The sequence below is a fragment of the Bacillus sp. ISL-34 genome, from assembly GCF_018613325.1.
Taxonomy (GTDB): Bacteria; Bacillota; Bacilli; order Bacillales; family DSM-1321; genus Peribacillus.
Genome location: NZ_JAGGQJ010000013.1, coordinates 157,759 through 181,956, shown reverse-complemented (window position 1 = coordinate 181,956; position 24,198 = coordinate 157,759). Strand labels below are relative to the sequence as shown.

The window sequence follows — 24,198 nt, the reverse complement described above, 5'->3', positions numbered from 1 at the left end:
TCATTGGCAGCCTCATTTTTAGGAACCAAATGGTTCGCTGGCACCAATTGATCTAAAGTAATCATTTCAAGTTGATCTCGCTGAATAGAATCATGTTTAGAAAGCATCCTCATCACCTCAAGTTTTAATACTTCCATTTTAAAACAAAAAAGACTGTAGGCAAAAGAGGTTCTATCTAAATTTTATAACAGAGTTGATTGGAGCGAAAGGTGCGAGACTCCTGCGGGAAAAGCGCGTCTAGGGAGACCCCGCAGGCACAAGCCGAGGAGGCTCCCGGACCGCCCGCGGAAAGCGAGTGCCTGGAGTGGAAATCAACGTTCAAATTGTAAAAGCCATAAAAAGACTGTAGACAAACTCGATTTTCATCGAGTTTGTCTACAGTCTGAAAGGACGATTCAATAAATGAATCGTCCTTTTTATTTATTTCATAACAATGTAATTAATGAAATTATTCATAAAAAAATAAAGTTAACTACAAAAACTTAAAATAAATTATAAAATAATCATTAAACTATAATTAATTATTCTGAATTTTTCTTATAGAATGAATATATAACATAACAAGGGGGAAATGAAAATGAACACGATTACAAACAAGGTTATCCGTTATACTGGAACAGAATTGCATACTAAAGGATGGCAACAAGAGGCAGTGCTTAGAATGCTTATGAATAATTTGGATCCTGAAGTTGCTGAACGTCCAGAAGATTTGGTGGTATACGGAGGGATTGGGAAAGCAGCTCGTAACTGGGAATGCTTTGATGCAATCGTCAAATCACTAAAAGAGCTTGAAGAAGATGAAACTTTACTTGTCCAATCAGGGAAACCGGTAGCCATTTTTAAAACGCATTCGGATGCACCGCGTGTCCTGCTTGCAAATTCAAATATCGTCCCTGCATACGCGAACTGGGAAACATTCCATGAACTTGATAAAAAGGGATTGATGATGTATGGGCAGATGACAGCAGGCAGCTGGATATATATTGGATCTCAAGGAATCGTACAGGGTACATACGAGACCTTTGCCGAGCTTGCAAAACAACATTTCAATAACTCGTTAAAAGGCACCATTACTCTAACGGCAGGTTTAGGCGGAATGGGAGGGGCACAGCCACTGGCAGTTACGATGAACGGCGGTGTCTGTATCGGGATCGATGTAGATGAGACAAGAATTGACAGGAGGATCGAGACTCGTTATACCGATGTGAAAACGGATTCATTGGATGAAGCCATTCGTTTAGCCAATGAAGCTAAACTTGCAGGGAAAGCATTATCGATTGGTTTGATTGGGAATGCTTCAGATATTCTTCCGGAAATGATCGCAAGGAACTTCATTCCTGATGTCTTGACGGATCAGACTTCGGCCCATGATCCGCTAAATGGATATACTCCTTCAGGCCTGTCAATGGTGGAGGCTGCAGAATTACGGAATGCAAATCCAGAAGAGTATATTAAACTCTCTAAAGCCTCAATGGCCAAACATGTAAGAGCGATGCTTGAAATGATGGAAAAAGGAGCCGTGACGTTTGACTATGGCAATAATATCCGTCAGGTTGCGAAAGATGAAGGCGTAGAGAATGCTTTTGACTTCCCTGGCTTCGTTCCAGCGTATATCCGTCCACAATTTTGTGAAGGAAAAGGTCCATTCCGCTGGGTCGCTTTATCTGGTGATCCTGAAGATATTTATAAAACAGACCAAGCCATTTTACGCGAATTCGCTGATAATGAACATTTATGTAACTGGATTAGAATGGCTCAAGACAAAATCCAATTCCAAGGTCTGCCTTCCCGCATATGCTGGCTTGGTTATGGGGAGCGCGCCCGCTTTGGTAAAATCCTCAATGATATGGTTGCAAGCGGTGAATTGAAGGCCCCGATCGTGATTGGGCGTGACCATTTGGATTCTGGCTCTGTCGCTTCGCCGAATCGTGAAACGGAAGCCATGAAGGATGGTTCCGATGTAGTGGCCGACTGGCCGATCTTAAATGCAATGGTGAATGCAGTGGGCGGTGCAACCTGGGTTTCCGTACATCATGGCGGCGGCGTAGGAATGGGTTACTCCATGCATGCAGGCGTTGTAATTGTGGCAGACGGCACAAAAGAAGCAGCAGCCAGGATTGAGCGAGTGTTGACAACTGACCCTGGGATGGGTGTAGTGCGTCATGTTGATGCAGGGTATGAACTGGCAGAGGAAACAGCCCGTGAAAGAGGTATTAATATCCCGATGCTTGATAAAGGAATTGATAAATAATGACAAAACCAATTTGGATAAAACATGCCGCTCAACTTGCTACCCTTACCTCTGATAGGAAAGGTCCTCGTTCCAAAGAGGCAATGTCAGAGCTTGGGTTGATTGAAGATGGAAGTATATGGATGGAATCTGGTTTGATCCAAGCGATCGGTACGACCAAGGAATTGGAAGAACTCTATGCAGATAGAATGCATGAAGCTGAAGTCTTTGATGCAACTGGCCATTTGGTGACACCGGGGCTTGTTGATCCCCATACGCATGTTGTATATGGCGGGAGTCGTGAGCGTGAATTCGAAATGCGTCTAGAAGGCGCAACATATATGGACATCATGAACGCAGGTGGGGGCATTCATGCTACCACCCGCATGACAAGGGAAGCAAGTGAAGAAGAGTTGATGGAACAAACCATACGACGCCTTGATTCGTTTCTTGCTCATGGCGTGACTACAGTAGAAGGTAAAAGCGGTTATGGAATGAATTTGGAAACCGAATTGAAGCAGTTGCGGGTGATGAAGAAGTTACAGGAAGAGCACCCGATTGATCTAGTTCCTACTTTTATGGGAGCACATGCGGTTCCAAAGGATTATAAAGGCCGTGAGGATGAATTTGTCGATCATCTGATTAATGATATGCTTCCAATCGTCTCTGAAGAAAAGCTTGCTGAATTCAATGATGTCTTTTGTGAAAAGGGGGTTTTTACCCCTGAACAATCAGAGCGGATACTAAAGGCGGGGAAAAAGTACGGCTTGATCCCTAAAATTCATGCCGATGAAATTGAGCCATACGGGGGAGCGGAACTAGCTGCCAAAATTGGGGCCATTTCAGCTGAGCATTTATTAAAGGCTTCCGAAGAGGGAATTCAAGCCATGGCTAAGTCAGGAACCATTGCCTGCTTGCTTCCAGCCACAGCTTTGTATTTAAGAGAAGAAGCCGCCCCAGGACGCCGAATGGTTGATGAAGGTGTAGCTGTTGCCATTTCGACCGATTGCAATCCTGGATCCTCGCCGACGACTTCTATGCCTCTTGTCATGAACCTGGCATGCATCTCGATGCGGCTTACCCCTGCTGAAGCACTTACGGCGGCAACATACAATGCTGCTTGTGCAATCAACAGACAAGAAAAGATAGGCTCGCTTGAAGTTGGAAAACAAGCTGATGTCGTTTTATGGAATGTTGAAAACTATCAGGAATTGCAATATTTATTTGGGGTTAATCATGTTAAGACTGTATGGAAAAACGGTGTTCAAGTTGTGAATGAAAGAGTGAAGACTGATTCCAAAAGCCTGACTGGCATTTAAAAATCACTATTCTCAATCAATGTCTACTCATTCCATCCGCTGAAAAATTCAGCGGATGGAATGGGCTTTTAGAAGTATTTATCAAACGCAATGGAATCGTAGGATGGAGGTTTATCATCCTACCCATTGCCAGCGTTAAACACTTTACTGCTTTACAGTGAAATTAAATGAAAGTGTTTTAAGGAAATCGTGGAAATGAATCTTCCATGTGGAGGGAATTTTATGTGGATAATCACTATCCATTCAAAAAATGGCATAAAAATGTTTGAGTTTACCACAGAAAAGGAAGCTAGGGAAAAATTCGAGGTATTAGAGGGTTGTAAAATCCTTAGTGAAGTCATTTATTTCAATGATTTACAATTGGTCGAATCTTAAAACATATAGTCATAAATAAAAAGACAAAAAAGGTAGAATGAATTGAAATAAATTATAAAAAGATTATTATTTCATAATATTCTTTGCTGGATTTCCATTATAGTACTAGTCTTAACCATAAAATGAAAACTGCCAGTAAGAGCAAAACTTCATGCATGCAGGTGTACATTCTTTGTTTCATAAGATCAGTAAAATATCATTATTTAGTGTGAACTGAAATCTATTCATTTAATTTCAGGGTTTAATCCATAAATCTGATAAATCAAAAAATGGAGGGGATTCTTTGAACGAACAAAAATTCACTATAGACGATGCCCCATTTAAAAAGTTTCATTTTCGAATTGCAGGACTTACATTCGGTTCTAGCTTCTGTGATGGCTATTCCCTTGGGATCATTGCGATGGCCCTGACAGTATTCGGGCCTCAAATGAATATGAATGCGATGTGGACAGGGCTGATCGGCAGTTCTGCTTTAATCGGCCTGTTTGCGGGATCTTTAATACTTGGAAGACTTTCTGATCGCGTAGGCAGACAGAAAATCTTTCTCGTAAACTTTTTACTTATCACGGTAGCTACTATTTTACAATTTTTTGTTAGCAGTCCAGAAGAGCTTTTTATTTTACGGTTGTTAATTGGTTTTGGACTTGGAGGAGATTACGCTGTCGGTACGACTTTACTCGCCGAGTTTTCACCAAAAAAGTATCGCTCCTCGCTCCTCGCGTCTATAAACGTAGTATGGACGCTTGGATATGTAGCATCAAACTTTGTTGGTCATTACCTGGGACAGGCTGGTTCAGACTCATGGCGTTGGATGCTTGTCAGTGCTGCCATTCCGGCTATTGTGGTTTTAATCTTAAGAATAGGAACACCTGAATCACCAAGATGGCTTGTAAGCATGGGGCGCGTCGAAGAAGCTCGCCAGATTGTAAAAAAACACCTTGGACCGAACGTTGAAATGGGAGAAACGACAACTGGCACTGAAAATCAAAAGACGCTAGGATTTCGTGGACTCTTCAGTAAAAAGCTCCGTAAGCGCATGGCTTTTGGTGGAATATTCAAATTAACTCTTGTTATTCCGTATTTTGCAATCTACACTTTCCTGCCGTCCATACTAAGTACAATGGGTTTTGAACAAAACTTTTTTGCCGATACAATGTTAAATCTATTTTTGCTTGTTGGGGCAATTTTTGGTCTTTGGTTGCTTGCAAAATTTTCACGTAGAGGATTTACCATCGGGGCTTTCACGATCCTAACCGTTTCATTGTTTTCTCTCAGCTTCTTGCACAATGGTTCTCAATTCTTAATGTTGACAGCCTTCTTGATCTTTACTTTTTTCATGTCAGCAGCATCGAACCTTACATTAGTATACCCGGCTGAGCTTTTTCCAACTGAGATTCGTGGATCGGGAATAGGTATGGTTACGGCAATTAGTCGAATTGGTTCTGCGATTGGAACATTTCTGCTGCCTGTTTCTTTAAGTTCATTCGGATTAAGTGCCTCAATGGCAGGAATGGCAGCCATTCTGCTAATCGGCTTGATCGTATCGATTGCCTGGGCACCAGAAACGAAGAATCTTTCCTTACATGAAGCGAGTGACCCTTTGCTAGAAGCGGGGAACAATCCAAAGAGAACCGATATTCCCTTAACAGAAAATAAGAAATTAACATAAGGTTAATTGTCCAGCAAATAAATGAGAAGGACCAAACTTTTTCTCCTTCTTGATGAGTCATATGAGAGGAGATGTGTAAGGATGACAACTACCGATTGTTTACATCCTATCGATATTAAAGAGGTTTTACTAGGGGATGGTGCCATCTCGATCCAAGAGGTAATTGCGGTTGCAAGATATGGTGCAAAAGTTACTTTCACTGATGCATATTGTGAAAGGGTGGATAAATCACGAAGCTTAATAGAAAAGTTTTTAGATGATAATAGATTGATTTACGGTGTAACGACAGGTTTTGGCAGTAATATGACAGAGGTGATTTCTCCACAAGACGCAGAAACCCTTCAACGGAATATTGTTCGTTCACATGCTGTTTCAGTAGGGGAAACGCTTGAAAAAGAAGTCGTAAGAGCCATTCAATTGATGATCCTCGTGAATTTAGGCCAGGGTTATTCAGGGGTCCGTTTACAAGTTTTAAAGCTTATCGCTTCACTGTTAAATCACGATATACTTCCCTATGTTCCAGGTGAGGGGTCTGTGGGGTATCTTTCCCCTGAAGCACACATGGCCTTATTGGTGATCGGGGAGGGACGGGCTTGGCACAATGATGAGCTTCTCCCGGGAAAGGATGCGTTAGCACAATCTGGATTGAAGCCAGTTACGCTTGGCTGTAAAGAAGGACTGGCTCTAATAAGCGGAACTCCTTCCGTTACTGCGATGGCTGTCCTTGCTTTATACAATAGCATGCAAGCGGCGAAAACTGCCGACATTACGGGAGCTATGTCCTTAGAAGTGCTAAAAGGTACAATAAATGCATTTGATCCCCGTCCCCACGCATTGAAAAAACATGAGGAACAGGCTAAGACAGCCAGAAATGTAACAAGGATTCTGGAAGGCAGCCAAATCATTGAAACTTACAAGGAACATAGATTACAAGATGCACTTAGCTTACGATGCATTCCACAAGTCCATGGAGCCATAAAAAGAGTATTGAAGGACGCTGCTGTTTCGATTGAGAATGAAATGCACTCTGTAAGTGACAATCCTCTGATTTTTCCGGAAGAGGAAGATGGAATTGCCCTGATGGCCGGGAACTTTGATGGTTCATTTGTTGGGATTTATGCGGATACGATATCCATTGCGTTAGCAAACTTGGCAAAAATAACAGAACGCAGAATAGATAGGCTTGTAAACCATCACCTTAGTGAATTACCTAATTTCTTGGTCGTTAATCCAGGTTTGAATAGTGGCTACATGATTCCGCAATATACAGCTGCCGGGCTATTAAATGAAATCAGGGTGCTCTCGCATCCAGCCACTATAGATAATATCCCTACATGCGCAAATCAAGAAGACGTGATAAGTTTTGCCTATTTCGCTGCGAAGAAAGCCTATCGGATTTCGAAGAAACTTGAATATATTCTAGCCATTGAACTGATGACGGCAACGCAAGCAATGGATTTTCATCTGCCCCTGAAGCCGTCACCGGTTACGGAGGGGGTATATCAATTAGTTCGGAGCGAAGTCCCGATGGTTGAAGAAGATCGTTTTTTTCATCCTGACATCGAAGCGATATATAGGCAAATTCATGAAGGGGAAATAGTGAAGATCGTTGAAACCGCGATCGGGGAAATAGAGTTCTAAAACCATTTGGAAGCTGTTTTACTTTATTTAATAAGGTAAAATGGCTTCCTTTTTTTCCAATGAAGGATCATATTTAAAGGAGGAGGGATGTAAGATGCACTATGATGTAATTGTAATTGGAGCTGGATCCATGGGAATGTCTTCAGGTTATTATCTATCAAAAAATGGACAAAAAGTATTATTATTGGATTCCTTTGCTCCTCCTCATAATAAGGGCAGCCATCACGGGGAAACAAGAATTATTAGACATGCTTATGGTGAAGGAAGGGAGTATGTTTCGTTGGCTCTTAAATCCCAAAAGCTATGGGGTGAATTGGAAATAAATTCGGGGCAACAATTATTTCTTCCAACGGGGGTCCTGAATGCTGGAAGCGAAAACTCGACTTTCATCAAGCAAGTGAAATCAGGTTCAAAGGAATATGGGTTACCTATGGAAATCTTGGATTCACATGAAATTCATGATAGATGGCCTGGTATAACACTGCCGGAAGACTACATTGGGTGCTATGAATCGACTTCGGGCGTATTGAAAAGTGAAGAGTGCATAAGAGCGTATCAACAACTTGCGAAATCTCATGGTACCGACATTATTGTAAACAGTGAAGTAAGGAAGATAGTTGTTCACAGCAATGGGGTCACGGTTAAAACGGATGAACAGACATTCCACTCAGAATCTTTAGTGGTTGCAGTTGGGGCATGGGCCCCGAAAATACTGTCGATGTTGGATTTAAATCTGCCGCTGGAACCCATTAGAAAAACGTTTGCCTGGTTTCATGCAAATGAAAAATTATATAATCATAATGATTTTCCGGCTTTTTCTTTTGATACTTCAATTGGTACATACTATGGCTTTCCCTGTATAAATGGTTCTGGTTTGAAAGTAGGGAGACATGATGGGGGAACCCGTATAAATCCTGATGGCTGTATTGAAGGTTTTGGTGAATTGGATGAAGATGAGGGAGATTTGGTGAAGTTTTTGCGGAAATATATGCCTGCTGATCAAAAAATGAAATATGGGAAAACTTGCATCTACACCATGACCCCTGATGAGCATTTTATAGTGGATAAACATCCTTATTATCCACACATTGCCATAGCAGCAGGTTTCTCTGGACACGGTTTTAAATTCAGCAGTGTCATGGGGGAAATTTTGAGTGACCTGATTATCTCCGGTACGAGCAAGGAAGATATTTCATTGTTTTCTATTAATCGATTTAAAAATTCATTGTCATAATATACTCCAAATTTTCATTCTGTAATCATGGCCGTTGCTTCCTTTCAAAGGAAACAACGGTTTTTATTATTATTACTTATATCCAACTATAATGTTAGGTTATCTAACAAACCATTGTCGAAATAATTAAAATATGCTAGAATGAGAATATTCCGAAATATGAAACTATAGGTCCGAATTTCGGAACTAATGCAATTAAGTGATTGAAAGAGTACTTACATATTTACATGGATTATTTACTGAATTTTCCGTTAATAAAGGAGAGGGTAGTATGAACACGGTTGATTTGAATTGTGATTTAGGAGAAAGTTTTGGCGCTTACCGAATTGGAAATGATCAAGAAATTTTGGATTATGTAACATCTGTCAATATAGCTTGTGGATTCCACGCTGGTGATCCGACAGTCATGAGAAAAACGGTTCAGCTTGCTTTAGGGAAAGATGTCAAAATCGGGGCACACCCAGGTTTACAGGATTTAATAGGATTTGGCAGACGAAATATGAATATTTCACCACAGGAAGCTTATGATATTGTCGTCTATCAAATTGGTGCATTAAATGGCTTTCTGCAATCCGAAGGCGGAAGTATGCAGCATGTGAAACCGCATGGGGCTTTATACAATATGGCCGCAAAGGACAAAGGGTTATCCATGGCCATTGCCGAGGCGGTATATAAAGTGAATCCTGAGCTTATCTTATTTGGATTGTCGGGCAGTGAATTAATACGTGCGGGACAGGCTATCGGATTGCAAACCGGGAGTGAAGTATTTGCCGACCGTACCTACCAACATGATGGTTCATTGACTTCCCGACTGGAAAAGGACGCATTGATCGAAAACGATGATGATGCCGTTGCGCAGGTCATACGTATGGTGAAGGAAGGGAAGGTTCAGTCTCAACAAGGCTCAGATGTGGCTTTAAAAGCAGATACCATTTGTATTCACGGTGACGGGGCACATGCTTTATCCTTTGCTCGGCATGTTAAAGAATCTTTGCAATTATCTGAAATAACAGTCAAGTCTTTTTCTTGAAAAAATCAAAACCATCAGGAGGTAGATTCCATTGGAGCCAATCAAAAATAAAATAGCACAGGAAAAGAATCCGACTAAGCCAAAAACAAACCGTACTTTATTGTTAGGTGCGGCATTCCTAATGGCAACATCGGCAATAGGTCCAGGTTTTTTAATGCAAACAACCGTTTATACACAAAGTCTTGCGGCAAGTTTCGGATTCGTTATTCTTGTTTCGGTCATTCTTGATATATTTGCCCAAACAAATGTATGGCGCATTATTGCTGTATCTGAAAAACGGGGTCAAGAAATTGCAAACATGGTCCTTCCTGGGCTGGGTTATGTACTGGCAGCTCTGATCGTTATGGGCGGGCTGGCATTTAATATTGGAAATATAGCTGGAGCTGGATTAGGACTTAATGCGATGACGGGAATATCCCCAACAGCCGGGGCAGCAATAAGTGCAGTCATCGCCGTACTGATTTTTGTAGTGAAAGAAGCAGGAAAAGCCATGGATCGTTTTACGCAAATTGCCGGATTTTTCATGATTTGTTTAATGATCTACGTTGCTTGGACAACCTCTCCTCCAGTCGGGGAAGCGGTAGTGAAGACCTTTGCGCCTGATAAAATCGATATTATCGCCATTGTTACATTAGTGGGTGGATCTGTAGGCGGCTACATTACTTTTGCGGGAGGCCATCGTCTATTGGATGCTGGCGTGAAGGGCGTTGACTCATTACCACAGGTCACGAAGAGCTCGGTAATGGGGATACTTATAACGACGGTCATGCGTGTTGCCTTATTTCTAGCAGTATTGGGTGTTGTTTCGAAAGGTTTACAAATTAATCCCGATAACCCTGCAGCATCCGTTTTTCAACTCGCAGCTGGTAATGTAGGATATAAAATCTTCGGTATCGTTATGTGGGCTGCCGCAATCACATCAGTAGTTGGAGCGGCATATACTTCCGTTTCATTTATCAGAACATTCAGCGAAAAAATAAATAATAAGGCTAATTGGATAATCATTGGCTTTATTGTCTTATCGACCATTTGCTTTCTATTAATTGGTCAACCGGTTAAGGTACTGCTTGTAGTCGGGGCCATTAATGGACTCATTTTACCAATTGCCCTTGGAACATTACTAATTGCCGCATATAAGAAAAACATCGTGGGTGATTATAAGCATCCTTTATGGTTAACGATTTCCGGTGTATTCGTGGTAGTCATCATGGCGTTAATGGGTGTATATACATTAATGAAACAACTGCCCGCACTTTTTTAATGATTATTGAATGAAAATCCAATAAATACAGGTGGAGGCGGCGTGCCAGTTTGTCACTGACTGCCAGTTCTTAATAGGAGATGAATACTAATGATTGATCTTTCTCAAGCTACCCCGGCTGAATTGCGTTCAATGATTCGACACAACGAATTGATAAAACCGACTGCTGGCATGGCTAACGGTTATGCACAAGCGAACTTAGCCATCTTAAAAAAAGAGCATGCTTTTGATTTTTTATTATTCTGTCAGCGCAACCCCAAATCCTGTCCGTTGCTGGACGTTACGGAAATCGGTTCACCCATTCCCGCATTTGCAGCAAGTTCTGGGGATATACGCACGGATATACCTAAATATAGGGTATATAAATATGGAGAATTAGTGAAAGAAGTAACGGATATCTCAAACTACTGGGAAGACGATATGGTTGGATTTTTAATCGGGTGCAGCTTTACTTTCGAACACGCCCTTTTGAATAATGATATAGCGATTCGTCATATTGAAGAGGGATGCAATGTACCTATGTATAAAACCAATATTCCGTGTATTGAAGCAGGGATTTTTCATGGGAAAATGGTAGCTAGCATGAGGCCGATTCCACAAAAGGATGTGGTGAGGGCAGTTCAGGTGACATCACGGTTTCCTGCAGTACATGGGGCTCCGATCCATATTGGTGACCCTGAAGCGATCGGTGTTTCCAGCATACAGCATCCGGATTTTGGTGATCCGGTAACGATTCGTGAAGGGGAAGTCCCGGTCTTTTGGGCATGCGGTGTAACGCCGCAATCCATTGCCATGGAGACCAAACCGGAGATCATGATCACGCATGCACCTGGACATATGTTCATAACGGACATTCGTGATGAAAAATTAGGAGTTTTATAACTGACAGAAAGAGATGAGTCCTATGCCGGAAAAGCTATTGAATAAAACTACATGTACACTTTCTCCATTGGGCGATTCCGCTATCGTGATTACATTCGGGAATGGAATGGAATACAGTATACACAAAAGAATAAAATTGTTAATGGATTTACTTGAAGATGAACCTTTTGCCGGGTTTATAGAATGTGTACCGGCTTTTACCAATTTAACGGTTTTTTATGATCCCCTTGTTATTTATAAAAATCAAACACAAAGCAATAATACGAAAACCGTATCTCCTTATGAAGTGGTCCGTTCCATCTTGGAAATGAAATTACAGGATTTAAAAGAAGATAAGAAACTCTCACATCGAACAGTTTCCATTCCCGTGTGCTATGGGAAGGAATATGGACCGGATTTGGAATATGTTGCCCGTTATAATGATTTGACTACTGATGAAGTCATTCATATTCATTCAACCGGGGAGTATTTGGCCTATATGATTGGGTTCGCACCAGGTTTCCCGTTTCTTGGCGGACTGTCAGAAGAAATCGCGGCACCTAGGCGTTCCTCTCCCAGAACGACCATTCCGGCAGGGGCAGTAGGAATCGCCGGTATGCAAACAGGTGTATATCCTATATCAACACCGGGTGGATGGCAATTGATCGGACAGACGCCAACCAAACTATTTTTACCGAATGTAAATCCTCCAAGTCTATTACAAGCAGGAGACATTGTGAAGTTCCATCCGATTTCGGATCAAGAATATAAAGAAATGATTCTTAAGGAGGGGATACAGTGAGCCTGCGCGTAATCAAACCGGGATTATTGACAAGTATACAAGATCTTGGAAGGAAAGGATTTCAGCAACATGGGGTGATTGTAAGCGGGGCAATGGATGGTCATTCTTTACGAATTGCCAATATGCTGGTTGGCAATGAAGAAGGAGAAGCGGCTTTGGAAATTACATTAATGGGGCCGACCATTAAAGTCGAGAAAAATTGCCTGATTTCGATAACGGGTGGAAACTTAACACCTACAATCGATAATCAGGTTGTACCGATGTGGAGGCCCATTCTTGTAAAAAATGGATCGATGCTTCGATTTGAAGGGTGTAAATCAGGTTGCAGGGCTTACTTAACAGTGGCGGGAGGTTTCACTATTCCTGAAGTGATGGATAGCAAAAGCACTTATCTAAGGGCTGGGATTGGCGGATTTATGGGGAGGGCATTAAAGGCTAACGATGTCTTGGAGTTTAACGAACCTTCGAAAGTTCTTGGAGATCGGGCGTTCAAAGGGTCATTTTCCTTCCCAAATTGGTTTGTCAATGAGAAGGAGTTCATGCCAGGAGGAAAACCTCTCATCCGTTTCATCGATGGAAGCCAATATGGATATTTCACAGATTCAAGTAAAGATAGTTTTGTAGCGGGGGCATTTAAAGTTTCCAATCAATCCGACCGCATGGGATATAGATTATCAGGCCCCACACTGGAATTAAAGAATAATGGGGAGTTACTATCTGAAGCGGTCACAAATGGGTCCGTTCAGGTTCCTCCTGATGGAAACCCGATCATTCTCCTTGCAGATAGCCAAACAACGGGGGGATATCCTAAAATAGCTCAGGTGATTACGGCAGATTTACCAAGTATCGCCCAGGTTAAACCAGGGGAATCCATTCAGTTCTCACGGGTGAACTTAAAGGAGGCTGAAAAGCTTTTGCTTCAAAAAGAACGACAATTGAAGGAATTGCAGGTTTCGATTTCCTTAGCCCTGAACAAATGGCTGGATATATGAACTCCGGTCGCAAACGATGAGAAAGTACTCTTTAAGAGGCTTTCTTTTTTTGTTCCCGCTTTAATATATATTTACTGAAGGTATCACATCCTTTCTTCCATGTTTTATAATAGAGTGATAGTTAAGGAAAACATGTATCATGAAAGGAGACAATGTATGCAGGCACATAATAAAACTGTCGTGAAATCCATGCAAATCTTAACTCTTTTCATAAATCATCCGAAACTCACCTTTAATGAAATGATGGAACTTTCCAATTTGCCGAAAACGTCGTTACACCGTATGGTGGGATCATTGGAGGAAATGGGGTTTTTAACAAAGGATGATGATGGCCATTATTCACTTGGACTGATATTTCTGCAGTTTGGCCAACTGGTAGGGGAGCGTTTGGATATCAGGTCAATCGCCTATCCCATCATGAAAGACCTTCGGGATGATGTTGAAGAAGCAGTGAATTTAATTGTGAGGGATAAGGATGAAGCGATGTATATTGAAAAGGTGGACACCCTGCATCCTGTACGTCTTTATACCTCCATTGGAAGGCGTTCGCCATTGTACGCTGGCGATTCTCGAATCATTCTAGCGTATCTGCCGGAAGAAGAGCGTGAAAAATATTTGGAAAGCATTCAATTAAAACCAATCGCCATTGGAACGATAACGGATAAAACGAAACTCCGTCATTCTTTGGGTGAAGCGAGAATGAATGGTTACACGATAACATCATCAGAACTTGAGGATTATACAAAAGCGGTGAGTGCACCGATACTCGATGGCAAAAATCAAATAGTAGCTGGTATTAGTGTGGCTGGGATTGAAGCAAGATTTCAGGAAGATCGCTTGCCTGAATTGATTGACAAAGTAACGAAAGCCGCCAAGGCCATTTCCGTGAAACTTGGTTCTCAAACACATTAATGAAAATAGAAAAATCATGTCAATTTCGGAATATATTTTCCTGATATAAGATAACTTACATAAAATAGTCGATTCCTAAACGAAGGAAGTAAAGCCACCTCTTATGGTGGTTTTTTTGTCATGTTGGCATGCTCAGCTGAACTAAAAAGAAAAGGTGAACCATTCGGGGTTCACCTTTTTTTATATAATAAGACGGATACGAACGATTGTTGGTCAGCATTAAATACGCACAAAGTCAGATTGATTTATATTTCTCGGCACCACGATGTCAGCCATTGTAAGTAAACCTGGTTTACGGAGGGCACCAATTTGCTTAGCGGTATTGATAATCATTGCTGCGGTTGCGGTATCTCCAAAGATACCGTTTGGAACAATCAGCCTTTGGGTTTCGTTCCCCTCAATAACGATTTCATCTTCTTGTTTAATACCTGCAGACATCGTTAAATCCAAGGAAATTTCCTTTCCGTCCACGGTCTTGCCAATGGAAATTTGATGAAGCCCATTAACATCCCCTGGTTTTAAGGTAGTTAGCGGAACGGTCATATTTTCGCTTGCAATCGTTGGTTCAATGGTATTGATTACACTTGAAAGTTTCCAATTCAGCCCATAAGCGATTAACCTGACAGACTCCTCAAGTCCTACATGCCCAATTTTATTCCGTTCAACCAAGTTTTCAAACTCTTCTCTGGTCATCCCGATTCCGACCTTTTTTTGTAAGGGGAGGCGCCGTTTCGAAACATCAACTTTACGATTGACCTTAATGTGGTTAACCGTGGTCAATACTGTTGTAAATGAAATGGCCATAGTATCCATGATGTACCCGGGATTGATTCCTGTCCCAATGACACTAAGCCCCTTAGCTTTAGCATAATCATCTATTTCCTTTGAAAGTACAGGGTAGCGATGCCAAGGGAAGGAAAGCTGTTCACAGGTGGAAACCACTGAAAAGCCGTGATCTAGAAGCTCTTTGATTTGGGGCCATACTTGTTGTGCGTTGGATCCTGTTGCATGTAGGGCAATTGGGTGGTCGGCTTCAGTTTTTACTTCCTGTATATGCGAAACTACATTCTTGTTCGTTTCCTTTTCATTGATTAGTAAGCCAATATCCTTTCCTACCTTATCGGGATCAATATCGACAACACCGATAATCGATTGCGGATTCGTTTGATAAGCACTGCGTAGAATTTCAATTCCGATGGGGCCCAGCCCGAATACTGCGAATTCAGAAAAGTGCATGTTCATTCATCTCTCATCCTTTCAAATAACTTATAACAAAATGCTAACATTGAGTGCTAAATTATAAAAATAGTTAATTTTTATATAATTATAATTAATCGTTATAAAAGCAAAGACAGTAATGAATGAGGTGATATAGTGGAGAATCACACTTCAATTTTAGGGTTACTTTTCGCGGGAATTGTGAAGTTTTCATCGAAACAACACCTTTTTTAGTTTTGTATATAAAACTATTTTTTTCAGTTGGAAAAATATTAATCTGAATATTATTGACTATTATGAAAATTCAATATAACATTAAATATTGGTAACATTGTTTTTTATATAAAACAAGAGTTGCTGCTATCTTTTGAAAGGGGGAGTTGATGAAGTTTGATAGGAATTTTCTTTATCAAAATCATGAAAGCGCATTCAAAAGAGCCAGTTATAAGGGGGAAATAACATGTTACAAGGTCAAAAAAGATGGTTGTACATTGCGATTCCTATTTTTTTCTTTTGGTTTTTCGGTCAGATTGACAAAGTAGGCATCTCTGTTATCCAAACCGATCCGGGATTTTTAAGTGATCTTGGTTTAACTGGCCCGGATAAAAATGCGAAAATTGGCTTGATCTCCTTTATATTCATGATTTCATACTCCTGTTCCAACATTTTTTGGGGAGTTATTATCGACAAGTTAGGGGCACGGAAAACAGCAGTTTTAGGTTTACTCGTATGGACAGCGACAATGGTCATGGGAGGGCTGTCCACTTCATACGAAATGTTTTTAATTAGCAGGGTCATCCTCGGAATTGGGGAAGGTATGATGATCCCGATATCGGGTAAATTCATTTCGAATTGGTTTAATAAACGAGAGCTTGGCAGGGCACAGTCATTCTGGATAACTGGAAACTACCTTGGCCCGGCAGTGGGTACCGTTATGCTCATTCTAATTATTTCAACGTTTCACTGGCAGGCCGCGTTCTTTGCTCTCGCCGCTTTTAACTTGTTTATAAATATTCCAATGTTCCTGTTTTTGGCTCGCAATACGCCAGAAGAGCATCCACGCATGAGTAAAGAAGAAGTCTCCTATATTCGCCAAAAAGACGAAGCGGATGATGTGCAGTCGAAGCAATTCTTCGCAAAGGATTATCGTTATTGGATTGTCTGGTTTGGTAATTTGATGTCGTCTTTTCTTTTCTTTGGAATCAGTATTTGGCTGCCTACATATCTCGTTGAGGCCAAAGGGTTTGAAAGGGAAGCAATGACTGGTATTACTTCATTATCGTGGCTATTCGCGCTTGGATTTGTGCTGGCTGGCGGATTTCTGGCGGACAAAACGAAGCGCCCGAGTTTGCTTGCGACGATTCTTTTCATACTAACAGCTGTATTTTTGACAATCGCTGTCATTGCACCAAATCCTATTTTGGCCGGCGTTTCCATGGGGCTCGCCATGGGAACTCAGGGAGGAATGTTTCATCTGACCAATTTCTTCATCATCAAATTTTCAACACCTGAAACAGCGGGCCGCGCAGCCGGTTTAATGGGATTCACAAATATTATGGGTGGATTTTCAAGCTATATTATGGGGTGGAGCCGTGATTTGTCTGGCGGTGATTTTGGTCCCTCCATTGCCATGCTGATTGTAGCAGCCATTCTTGGGTTTGTGGCATACTTGTTCATGATTAAACAAGAAGTTGCCGACTACCACCTAAGTAATACGAAAGGAAACAAAGTAACACTATAGAGCGCTAAAAAGTCAAAATAATACGTTTTTTTTAACGGTTTCTCAGTAATAGGGGCGCTAGAATCTTACTGAGAAACCACAAACAATCTTGAATACTTATTGACGAGTACACAGTAGTATGGATAACCACAGCTTGATATAGAATATAAGTAGTGTATTCCGAACGTTTGTTTCAGTTTTTTACATTGACAATAAAGCGATTACATTTTAGAATTGTTTATATGAAAAACATTGTTTTATACATAAAACATAGTGTAGTCGTTATGAAAAAATATATGCTCGCTTACAAGACCGTACACTTGAATGGAACCGTTCTTTGTATAACCGTTCAACGTTTGAAAGATAACAGAAGGGGTGGAGACAATGGGCATGGCCTTAAAAGATAAAGTCGTATTGATTACAGGGGGAGCTTCTGGAATTGGAGAGGCTGTCACTCGCCGTTTTATACAAGAAGGAGCAAAAGTGAGCATTATCGGCCGCTCTAAAGACACGTTAGCGAAAATGAAAGAAGAATTCGGGGAAAATATCCTTACTTATCAGGGAGATGTAAGCAAATACGAAGACAATGAGCAAGTGGTCCAAGCTACTGTAGAGCAATTTGGAAAGTTGGATGTTTTCGTTGCGAATGCCGGCGTGTTCGATGGATTTGCCAAATTTGCCGATGTGACTCCTGAGGCGCTTTCCGAAGCGTATGATTTCCTGCTCAATATTAACGTAAAAGGCTCTTTTTTCGGAGCGAAAGCCGCTCTTGAAGAACTGAAAAAAACAAATGGCAATATTATTTTCACTGTGTCCGGTGCAAGTTTTTATCCAGATGGCGGCGGTGTTTGGTATACAGCGAGCAAACACGCCCAGATTGGATTGATGCGTCAGCTTGCGTTCGAACTATCTCCTTCCATCCGGGTAAATGCAGTAGCCCCAGGGGGGACTTTGACAGCACTTACGGTGATCCCGCCGCTGCGTCCATTTGTGAAAATCGTCGATAATGATACGAAAGCAAGCAACATAAAAAAACGGAATATTCTTCAACTTGCCCAGATGCCGGAAGATCACGTTGCAGCGTATGTACTGTTAGCTTCCGACGAATCACGCGCGATCACCGGTGAGGTCATTTCCAGCGACGGCGGATTGTCAGTACGAGGACTTGGCTAAGCTGGCGCAGTTTTTTCATACTGTTTTAGCTAAATTGTAAACCAGGAACGGAAGCACTTTCTTTATAGGATCAAAACGAAAGCTATTTCCAAGCGAAATATAAATATAGTGAATCATTCGCTATTTTAAGAAAGATATTTCAAGTATAGGTATTTTAAGAGTAAGAGATTTACCTAAAAGGGGGACTGATATTATGCCATACGTAACAGTAGAAGATTTAAGCATTCATTATGAAATAGAAGGTCATGGAGAACCTTTAGTATTATTACATGGCATGAGTAATAATTCACAGTCATGGAAGGAGCAAATCCAGAAATTAAAGGAGCATTATACAGTAATTGCATGGGATGCGCCGGGTTATGGGAAAAGTTCAGATCCAGCCACAGAATTTAAGTGTTTTAAAGAGTTTGCACGTATTCTGAATGGCATGCTAGATCAGCTAAAGTTGGAAAAAATCCATCTGCTTGGCCATTCCATGGGAGCGGCAATCGCGATAGAGTTCTGTAGCATGTACCCTAATAAGATTAATAAACTTATATTAGCAGATTCGACAAGAGGGGCTGCTGCTCTAACTCCAGAGGAGAACGAGACGAAATTGAAAAATCGATTATTTTCAATTGAAAATCTTTCGACTGAGGAGATCGCTGAAAAGAGGATACAAGCATTGCTATCTCCCCATGCTTCAGAAAAAGTCCATACACGAGTAAAAGAGATTATGACACAGATAAGACCGGCAGGATATCGTTCGGTAGCATATTCACTTTATCATCTAAATCAAATGAGTTTGTTATCTCATATAGATGTTCCTGTTCTAGTAATTTGTGGTGAGTTGGATACTGTAACTCCTTTAAAGGAGTCGGAAGCAATTCATGAAGAATTAATGAACTCCCGGCTAGTGATAATTCCAGAAGGCGGTCATTTATGTTATCAGGAAAATCCTGAAAAGTTTAATTCAAGCATTTTGGAATTTTTAAACGATATTGGGTAAGGAAAAAAAGAATTGGAGCGCTTTAGGCTTCTAAAACCCTTATTAATAAATGCCTAGTAAAAAACCAGGTTCTAGATTAGAGAGAGGAATGGATAGTGAAAATGGCTAATTACACCATCGTAGATAAAGAAACTTGTATTGCTTGCGGAGCTTGTGGTGCTTCAGCTCCGGATATTTATGATTACGATGAAGAAGGTATTGCGTTTGTTATATTGGATAATAATGTTGGGGCAGCGATTATACCTGAAGAACTCGAGGAAGATATGATAGATGCTTCAGAAGGATGTCCAACCGATTCTATAAAAGTGGCTCAAGTATCCTTTGATGGTAATCCTAATAAATTTGAATAATATTTCTAGGTTTAATCAATGAGTACATTAATAGCTTTCTAGATTTTCAAACTGAGGAAATTGACATCTCTAGATTGTTTTGAAAAGGGTGGATATTCACCTTATCCATCATTTGGGAACTGGAAAAAGGAAGAATTACTTGTAGTAACAATACAAGTCTACCCCTTACAACCTGACCAACCTAGAAGAACAAGGAGTGATTACATTGACAGAAGAAAAAACGGTCTATGACATAACAATTATTGGCGGCGGCCCAGTTGGTTTGTTTACGGCGTTTTATGGAGGAATGAGGCAAGCAAAGGTGAAAATCCTTGAAAGTCTGCCTCAATTGGGAGGACAGCTTTCAGCTCTTTACCCCGAAAAATTCATTTATGATATAGCTGGATTTCCAAAAGTAAGGGCACAGGAATTGATAGATAATTTAAAAGAACAAATGAAAGTATTTGAACCAACAATTTGTCTGGAAGAAGCAGTTGAACAGCTGGAAAAGCAAGCAGACGGAACATTTAAAATCACTACAAACCTCGATACTCATTTCTCTAAATCAGTAATCATTACTGCTGGAAATGGAGCTTTTCAGCCTCGCAAACTGGAATTGGAAGATTCAGCACAGTTCGAAAATGAGAATTTGCATTATTTCGTGAATGATATGAACCGCTTTCAAGGAAGAAAAGTGGCGATTCTTGGAGGCGGAGATTCTGCTGTTGATTGGGCCCTTATGTTAGAGCCGATTGCCGAAAAGGTAACATTGATACACAGAAGAGATAAATTCCGTGCCCATGAACATAGTGTGGAAAAATTAGTGAATTCCTCTGTTGAGGTCAAAACACCTTATATTCCCTCAGAACTGGTAGGCTCAGATAGAATTACGCAAATCGTTTTAGAACACTCTAAGACTCAACAAAAAGAAGTGGTTGACGTAGATGATTTAATTATTAATTATGGTTTTGTCTCTTCCCTTGGTGCGATTAAAGAATGGGGACTAAACATCAACAAAAATGCAATTGTCGTTAATTCCAAACAAGAAACGAATATACCAGGCATTTACGCAGCAGGGGATATTTGTACGTATGATGGAAAGGTTAAATTAATTGCTTCCGGATTTGGTGAAGGTCCTACAGCAGTCAATAATGCCAAAGCCTATATTGATCCTATGGCGAAAGTTCAGCCGTTGCATAGTACGTCCTTATTTGGTTGATCTATAGCTAAAACATAGCGAGACTCAGAAATAAAAAGTGATAAATTGATAGGGAGGCTCGATTGACTTGATTTTTATATAAATGAAAAGTAAATTGAGTCTTTCAGATTTTATTGCCTAACAAAGGGAACATGCTAATATGACTGAAAGAATAAAGTCGAATTCCTTCTCAGCTAGGAATTCGTCTTTTTAGATTGTTTTAAGCAATGCCCGTATAGTGATACTCCGCTTTATTCTTCGATGACAAATTCCAGGAACTCCAAAAATATATTTCACCCCGAGTCGTTTCGCAGCTTTTTCCAATCAAGAATCTCATATACCGTTAAATTCATGATCATTCTCTAACGTTTTCAAAATATGCTTGGTCAGAATGGATGCATCCATGTTTTTCCAAACTGCCGATATGGAACTGGATAATTCCGAGTTATCGATGTCCAAGGCTTTTACTTGGCTTTTTCCCAGCAAACTCACCATATCTTCCGGCATGAGGGCTACGCCTAGGTTATTGGATATTAGATTGGCGATCGTCAGTAATTCAGAGCCTTTACATAATTCTTTTGGTGAAAATCCAGCTGTCAGACAAGCCTTTTCCAAAAGGAATTGAAGGGAGTGTGCTTGAACGGCATCATAATGGATAAAAGGTTCATCTTTTGCTTCGTATAAATGTATAGCATCCTTTTGGGCTAGTGGATGATCAATGGAGACGACTAATTGTAAAGGGAACCTCATGAATTCAATCATGCTTAATCCTTCATTGACGATGATGTTACTGTGAATGGGCGTTCGGATGAACCCGATATGATAATCTTGTTGGTTTACGAGTTTTACAGCTCTTGAGGATGTTGTTTCATGCACGTAAAACTCTGTTTCCGGGTATTTCCCCACTATCTTTTTCAATAACTTCGGGATATATATACTAGCTGCAGAGGGGACGGTAGCAATCTTCAGTTTAGGCTTGGGGATGGCTTTATTTTCAACTATGTAATTCACTGTTTTCTCAATATCTTCAAAGGAAGGAGCAAGTTTTGTATAGATGTACTCTCCTTCTTCCGTCAATGTAATTTTTCTTGTCGTTCGATTCAATAGTTTAAAGCCTAATTGTTTTTCGAGGGATGAAATCTGTTGGCTAAGTCCGGGCTGGGATATATGCAGGGTTTTGGAAGCCTCGCTGAAACTAAGATGGTTAGAAACCTCTATGAAATAGCGGAGGGATAGAAAATTCAAACAATCACCCACTTCAGTTGGATTTAAAATACAAGGCTAAGAAAGGGTGGACTTTTAATTCCCTTTCTACCAAAAACTGGATATAACGATTAAAGGATAGAAGTGCTAGGATAATCATTTTATAACATAGACTTATAAGTTTATAACAATAATATATTTCTAAAATGGAAGAGTCAATATTATCCTTAAATAAAGGAAGAATGGTCAATAAAAGGTAAAATACTCCCATTTAATATCTGGATTTCCTGTTTTTTGATAGGTGTTATTACACATTTATGCTTGTTGATTTGATTTCTATAAAACTTATTAATGTATTACTAGTGCTTTTGAAGGGTGTGTCTAATTTTGTAAAAAAAGGGAAAGTGAGGTGGTCGGTAGAATAATAACAGTATCATCTTTTGCAGATGATGAAAACACATGAGGGGGGAGTTTTATGAAAAAATTTCATAAGTACTTTTTATTAGTGATGATTTTGACGGTCACCGGTATTATCACGGCTTGCAAAGACAGTAATGAAGGTGTCTCAGGCAGTGGTAACCAAAACTTGAGTCTGTTGACTGGTGGAACGGGAGGTACATACTATCCACTCGGAGGACAAATTGGAAAAATCATTTCCGATAAAACAAATGCTAATATAACACCTCAGACATCCGGTGCCTCGGCTGAAAATATGGAAACCTTAAGAGTTGGAGAAGCTGAAATCGCTTTTTCGCAAACGGATATCGCCGCATACGCACTGGAAGGAAAAGAAATGTTTGACGGGAAACCCATAGACAATATACAAGCAATCAGTTCTCTATATCCTGAAACGGTTCAAATTGTAACGACAGCAAAAAGTGGCATTAAATCAATTGAGGATTTAAAGGGTAAAAAAGTATCAGTAGGTGCACCGGGTTCAGGTGCATACATCAATGCCATGCAAATCCTGGAGATCCATGGGTTGTCTGAGAAAGATATAAAAGGACAAAATCTATCTTTCGATGAGTCGGCGGAAGGAATCCAAGCAGGAAATATTGATGCAGCCTTCATTACGGCAGGAACACCAACTGGTGCAGTTGAGGCGCTGTCCGTACAAAATGATATTATGATTCTGCCTATTGCAGAGGACAAGATTCAAGCTTTGGTTAAAAAGTATCCATACTATGCAGAAGATACCATTCCAAGCGGTACGTACAAAATCAAATCCGAGGTGAAAACAGTAGCAGTTAAAGCTATGTTAGTGGTTACAAAGGATCTTGATGAAGATTTAGTTTATGAAATGACTAAAGCTGTTTATGACAACACAGATCAAATCACTCATGCAAAAGGCAAGTTCATTACAGCAGAGACTGCACTTGAAGGGTTAGGGGATATGGAAGTTCATCCTGGCGCAGCAAAATACTTTAAAGAAAAAGGTGTTTCCAAGTAATGCAATTGGGTCGGTAGCTCGCTTTTTGTGGCCTATCGGCTTTGTTTTTTCTGAATGGGATTTCGGTTTTTGAAAGGAGGTACCTATGAAATTCAAGATATTCATGGCGTTTGGTATACCTCTGATCATCGCATTTCTATTATTTTTTCCGTATAAACATGTCATTGCATTTTCCTACCAGGACCAAGGGGAATTAGTGGCGTACTTACCATTGAAAAGCGGAAAAAATTTCCAGATTAAGTATGCCCACTCCATCCACCTTTCGGATGTACTGGAATCATATCGTTTTTCCGATAAGCAAATCATACAAACCGAACTTGCTTATCATGATTTTGCAGTCGGTATGCCTTCCAATGCAGAGGGGGAAGAAGTATTCGAAGAAAAAGACGGTACCTACTTCATAAAAAATATGAAACGCAATTTCACTTATATAGATTTACGAGTAGGACGAGTCAGGGCTAACCATAGATTGGTATATGATGAAAAAACATATACATTGGCAGACTTTATTAAACCAGGAACATGGGTCAGGATTTCATCGGAAAGCATTTCATTATGGGAGCAGTTGAAGGGAGTGAAGATTAGTGGCTGAT

General features: G+C 40.5%; 21 protein-coding genes. 19 read left to right on the top strand and 2 right to left on the bottom strand.

Features of this window, described 5'->3' with window-relative positions; genetic code table 11:
• Positions 1 to 577: 577 nt before the first annotated feature.
• The 12 genes from hutU (at position 578) to J7E52_RS12660 (ending at position 14,326) form a co-directional block, all read left to right on the top strand.
• The gene (gene hutU, locus J7E52_RS12715; RefSeq protein WP_214746844.1) at positions 578 to 2,251 is read left to right on the top strand and encodes a urocanate hydratase; all 1,674 of its coding nucleotides are present in this window, start codon (positions 578 to 580) and stop codon (positions 2,249 to 2,251) included.
• Positions 2,251 to 3,549: an imidazolonepropionase gene (hutI, locus tag J7E52_RS12710; RefSeq protein ID WP_214746841.1), complete on the top strand. Its 1,299-nt coding sequence runs from the start codon at positions 2,251 to 2,253 to the stop codon at positions 3,547 to 3,549. The genes hutU and hutI overlap by 1 nt, the downstream gene beginning before the upstream one ends.
• 222 nt (positions 3,550 to 3,771) lie before the next feature.
• A complete protein-coding gene (locus tag J7E52_RS12705) occupies positions 3,772 to 3,924 on the top strand; it encodes a hypothetical protein (protein WP_214746838.1) in 153 nt (50 codons plus the stop codon).
• Between the two features lie 283 nt (positions 3,925 to 4,207).
• Positions 4,208 to 5,593 carry an MFS transporter gene (locus J7E52_RS12700; protein WP_214746835.1) on the top strand — a complete coding sequence of 462 codons (1,386 nt, stop codon included), beginning with the start codon at positions 4,208 to 4,210 and terminating at the stop codon, positions 5,591 to 5,593.
• 81 nt (positions 5,594 to 5,674) lie between these two features.
• The gene (gene hutH, locus J7E52_RS12695; RefSeq protein ID WP_214746832.1) at positions 5,675 to 7,234 is read left to right on the top strand and encodes a histidine ammonia-lyase; all 1,560 of its coding nucleotides are present in this window, start codon (positions 5,675 to 5,677) and stop codon (positions 7,232 to 7,234) included.
• 94 nt (positions 7,235 to 7,328) lie between these two features.
• On the top strand, positions 7,329 to 8,468 hold the full coding sequence (gene solA / locus J7E52_RS12690; protein ID WP_214746830.1) for an N-methyl-L-tryptophan oxidase: 1,140 nt from the start codon (positions 7,329 to 7,331) through the stop codon (positions 8,466 to 8,468).
• A gap of 271 nt (positions 8,469 to 8,739) precedes the next feature.
• Entirely contained in the window at positions 8,740 to 9,498 is a 759-nt protein-coding gene (locus J7E52_RS12685; RefSeq protein ID WP_214746828.1) for a LamB/YcsF family protein, read from the top strand.
• Between the two features lie 121 nt (positions 9,499 to 9,619).
• Entirely contained in the window at positions 9,620 to 10,759 is a 1,140-nt protein-coding gene (locus tag J7E52_RS12680) for an NRAMP family divalent metal transporter (protein WP_214746897.1), read from the top strand.
• A 90-nt stretch (positions 10,760 to 10,849) separates the two neighbouring features.
• On the top strand, positions 10,850 to 11,641 hold the full coding sequence (locus tag J7E52_RS12675; protein WP_214746826.1) for a putative hydro-lyase: 792 nt from the start codon (positions 10,850 to 10,852) through the stop codon (positions 11,639 to 11,641).
• Positions 11,642 to 11,663: 22 nt separating this feature from the next.
• A complete protein-coding gene (gene pxpB / locus J7E52_RS12670) occupies positions 11,664 to 12,422 on the top strand; it encodes a 5-oxoprolinase subunit PxpB (protein ID WP_214746824.1) in 759 nt (252 codons plus the stop codon).
• A complete protein-coding gene (locus tag J7E52_RS12665) occupies positions 12,419 to 13,414 on the top strand; it encodes a 5-oxoprolinase subunit C family protein (RefSeq protein ID WP_309476884.1) in 996 nt (331 codons plus the stop codon). Before pxpB ends, J7E52_RS12665 begins: the two co-directional genes overlap by 4 nt.
• A gap of 156 nt (positions 13,415 to 13,570) precedes the next feature.
• Positions 13,571 to 14,326 carry an IclR family transcriptional regulator gene (locus J7E52_RS12660; protein WP_214746822.1) on the top strand — a complete coding sequence of 252 codons (756 nt, stop codon included), beginning with the start codon at positions 13,571 to 13,573 and terminating at the stop codon, positions 14,324 to 14,326.
• Positions 14,327 to 14,545: 219 nt separating this feature from the next.
• Here J7E52_RS12660 and J7E52_RS12655 read toward each other — a convergent pair whose 3' ends face one another.
• Entirely contained in the window at positions 14,546 to 15,568 is a 1,023-nt protein-coding gene (locus J7E52_RS12655; protein WP_214746819.1) for an NAD(P)H-dependent amine dehydrogenase family protein, read from the bottom strand.
• A gap of 436 nt (positions 15,569 to 16,004) precedes the next feature.
• Between J7E52_RS12655 and J7E52_RS12650 the strand changes: the two genes are divergently transcribed.
• The 5 genes from J7E52_RS12650 (at position 16,005) to J7E52_RS12630 (ending at position 20,973) form a co-directional block, all read left to right on the top strand.
• Entirely contained in the window at positions 16,005 to 17,285 is a 1,281-nt protein-coding gene (locus J7E52_RS12650; RefSeq protein WP_214746816.1) for an MFS transporter, read from the top strand.
• A 363-nt stretch (positions 17,286 to 17,648) separates the two neighbouring features.
• Complete coding sequence (locus J7E52_RS12645; protein ID WP_286197706.1) at positions 17,649 to 18,437, top strand: SDR family NAD(P)-dependent oxidoreductase; 789 nt, start codon at positions 17,649 to 17,651, stop codon at positions 18,435 to 18,437.
• Between the two features lie 193 nt (positions 18,438 to 18,630).
• Positions 18,631 to 19,425, top strand: a complete 795-nt coding sequence (locus tag J7E52_RS12640; protein ID WP_214746813.1) for an alpha/beta fold hydrolase — start codon at positions 18,631 to 18,633, stop codon at positions 19,423 to 19,425.
• 101 nt (positions 19,426 to 19,526) lie between these two features.
• A complete protein-coding gene (locus tag J7E52_RS12635; protein ID WP_133345650.1) occupies positions 19,527 to 19,775 on the top strand; it encodes a ferredoxin in 249 nt (82 codons plus the stop codon).
• Between the two features lie 205 nt (positions 19,776 to 19,980).
• The gene (locus J7E52_RS12630) at positions 19,981 to 20,973 is read left to right on the top strand and encodes an NAD(P)/FAD-dependent oxidoreductase (RefSeq protein ID WP_214746810.1); all 993 of its coding nucleotides are present in this window, start codon (positions 19,981 to 19,983) and stop codon (positions 20,971 to 20,973) included.
• A 312-nt stretch (positions 20,974 to 21,285) separates the two neighbouring features.
• Here the strand turns inward: J7E52_RS12630 and J7E52_RS12625 are convergent, their stop codons facing one another.
• Positions 21,286 to 22,197 (bottom strand): LysR family transcriptional regulator, encoded by a 912-nt coding sequence (locus J7E52_RS12625; RefSeq protein WP_214746807.1) that lies wholly within the window; start codon positions 22,195 to 22,197, stop codon positions 21,286 to 21,288.
• 433 nt (positions 22,198 to 22,630) lie between these two features.
• Between J7E52_RS12625 and J7E52_RS12620 the strand changes: the two genes are divergently transcribed.
• Together J7E52_RS12620 and J7E52_RS12615 are read left to right on the top strand one after the other, a co-directional pair.
• Positions 22,631 to 23,605, top strand: a complete 975-nt coding sequence (locus J7E52_RS12620) for a TAXI family TRAP transporter solute-binding subunit (RefSeq protein WP_214746804.1) — start codon at positions 22,631 to 22,633, stop codon at positions 23,603 to 23,605.
• A gap of 85 nt (positions 23,606 to 23,690) precedes the next feature.
• Positions 23,691 to 24,197: a DUF1850 domain-containing protein gene (locus J7E52_RS12615; protein ID WP_214746801.1), complete on the top strand. Its 507-nt coding sequence runs from the start codon at positions 23,691 to 23,693 to the stop codon at positions 24,195 to 24,197.
• The last annotated feature ends 1 nt before the right edge of the window (position 24,198 follow it).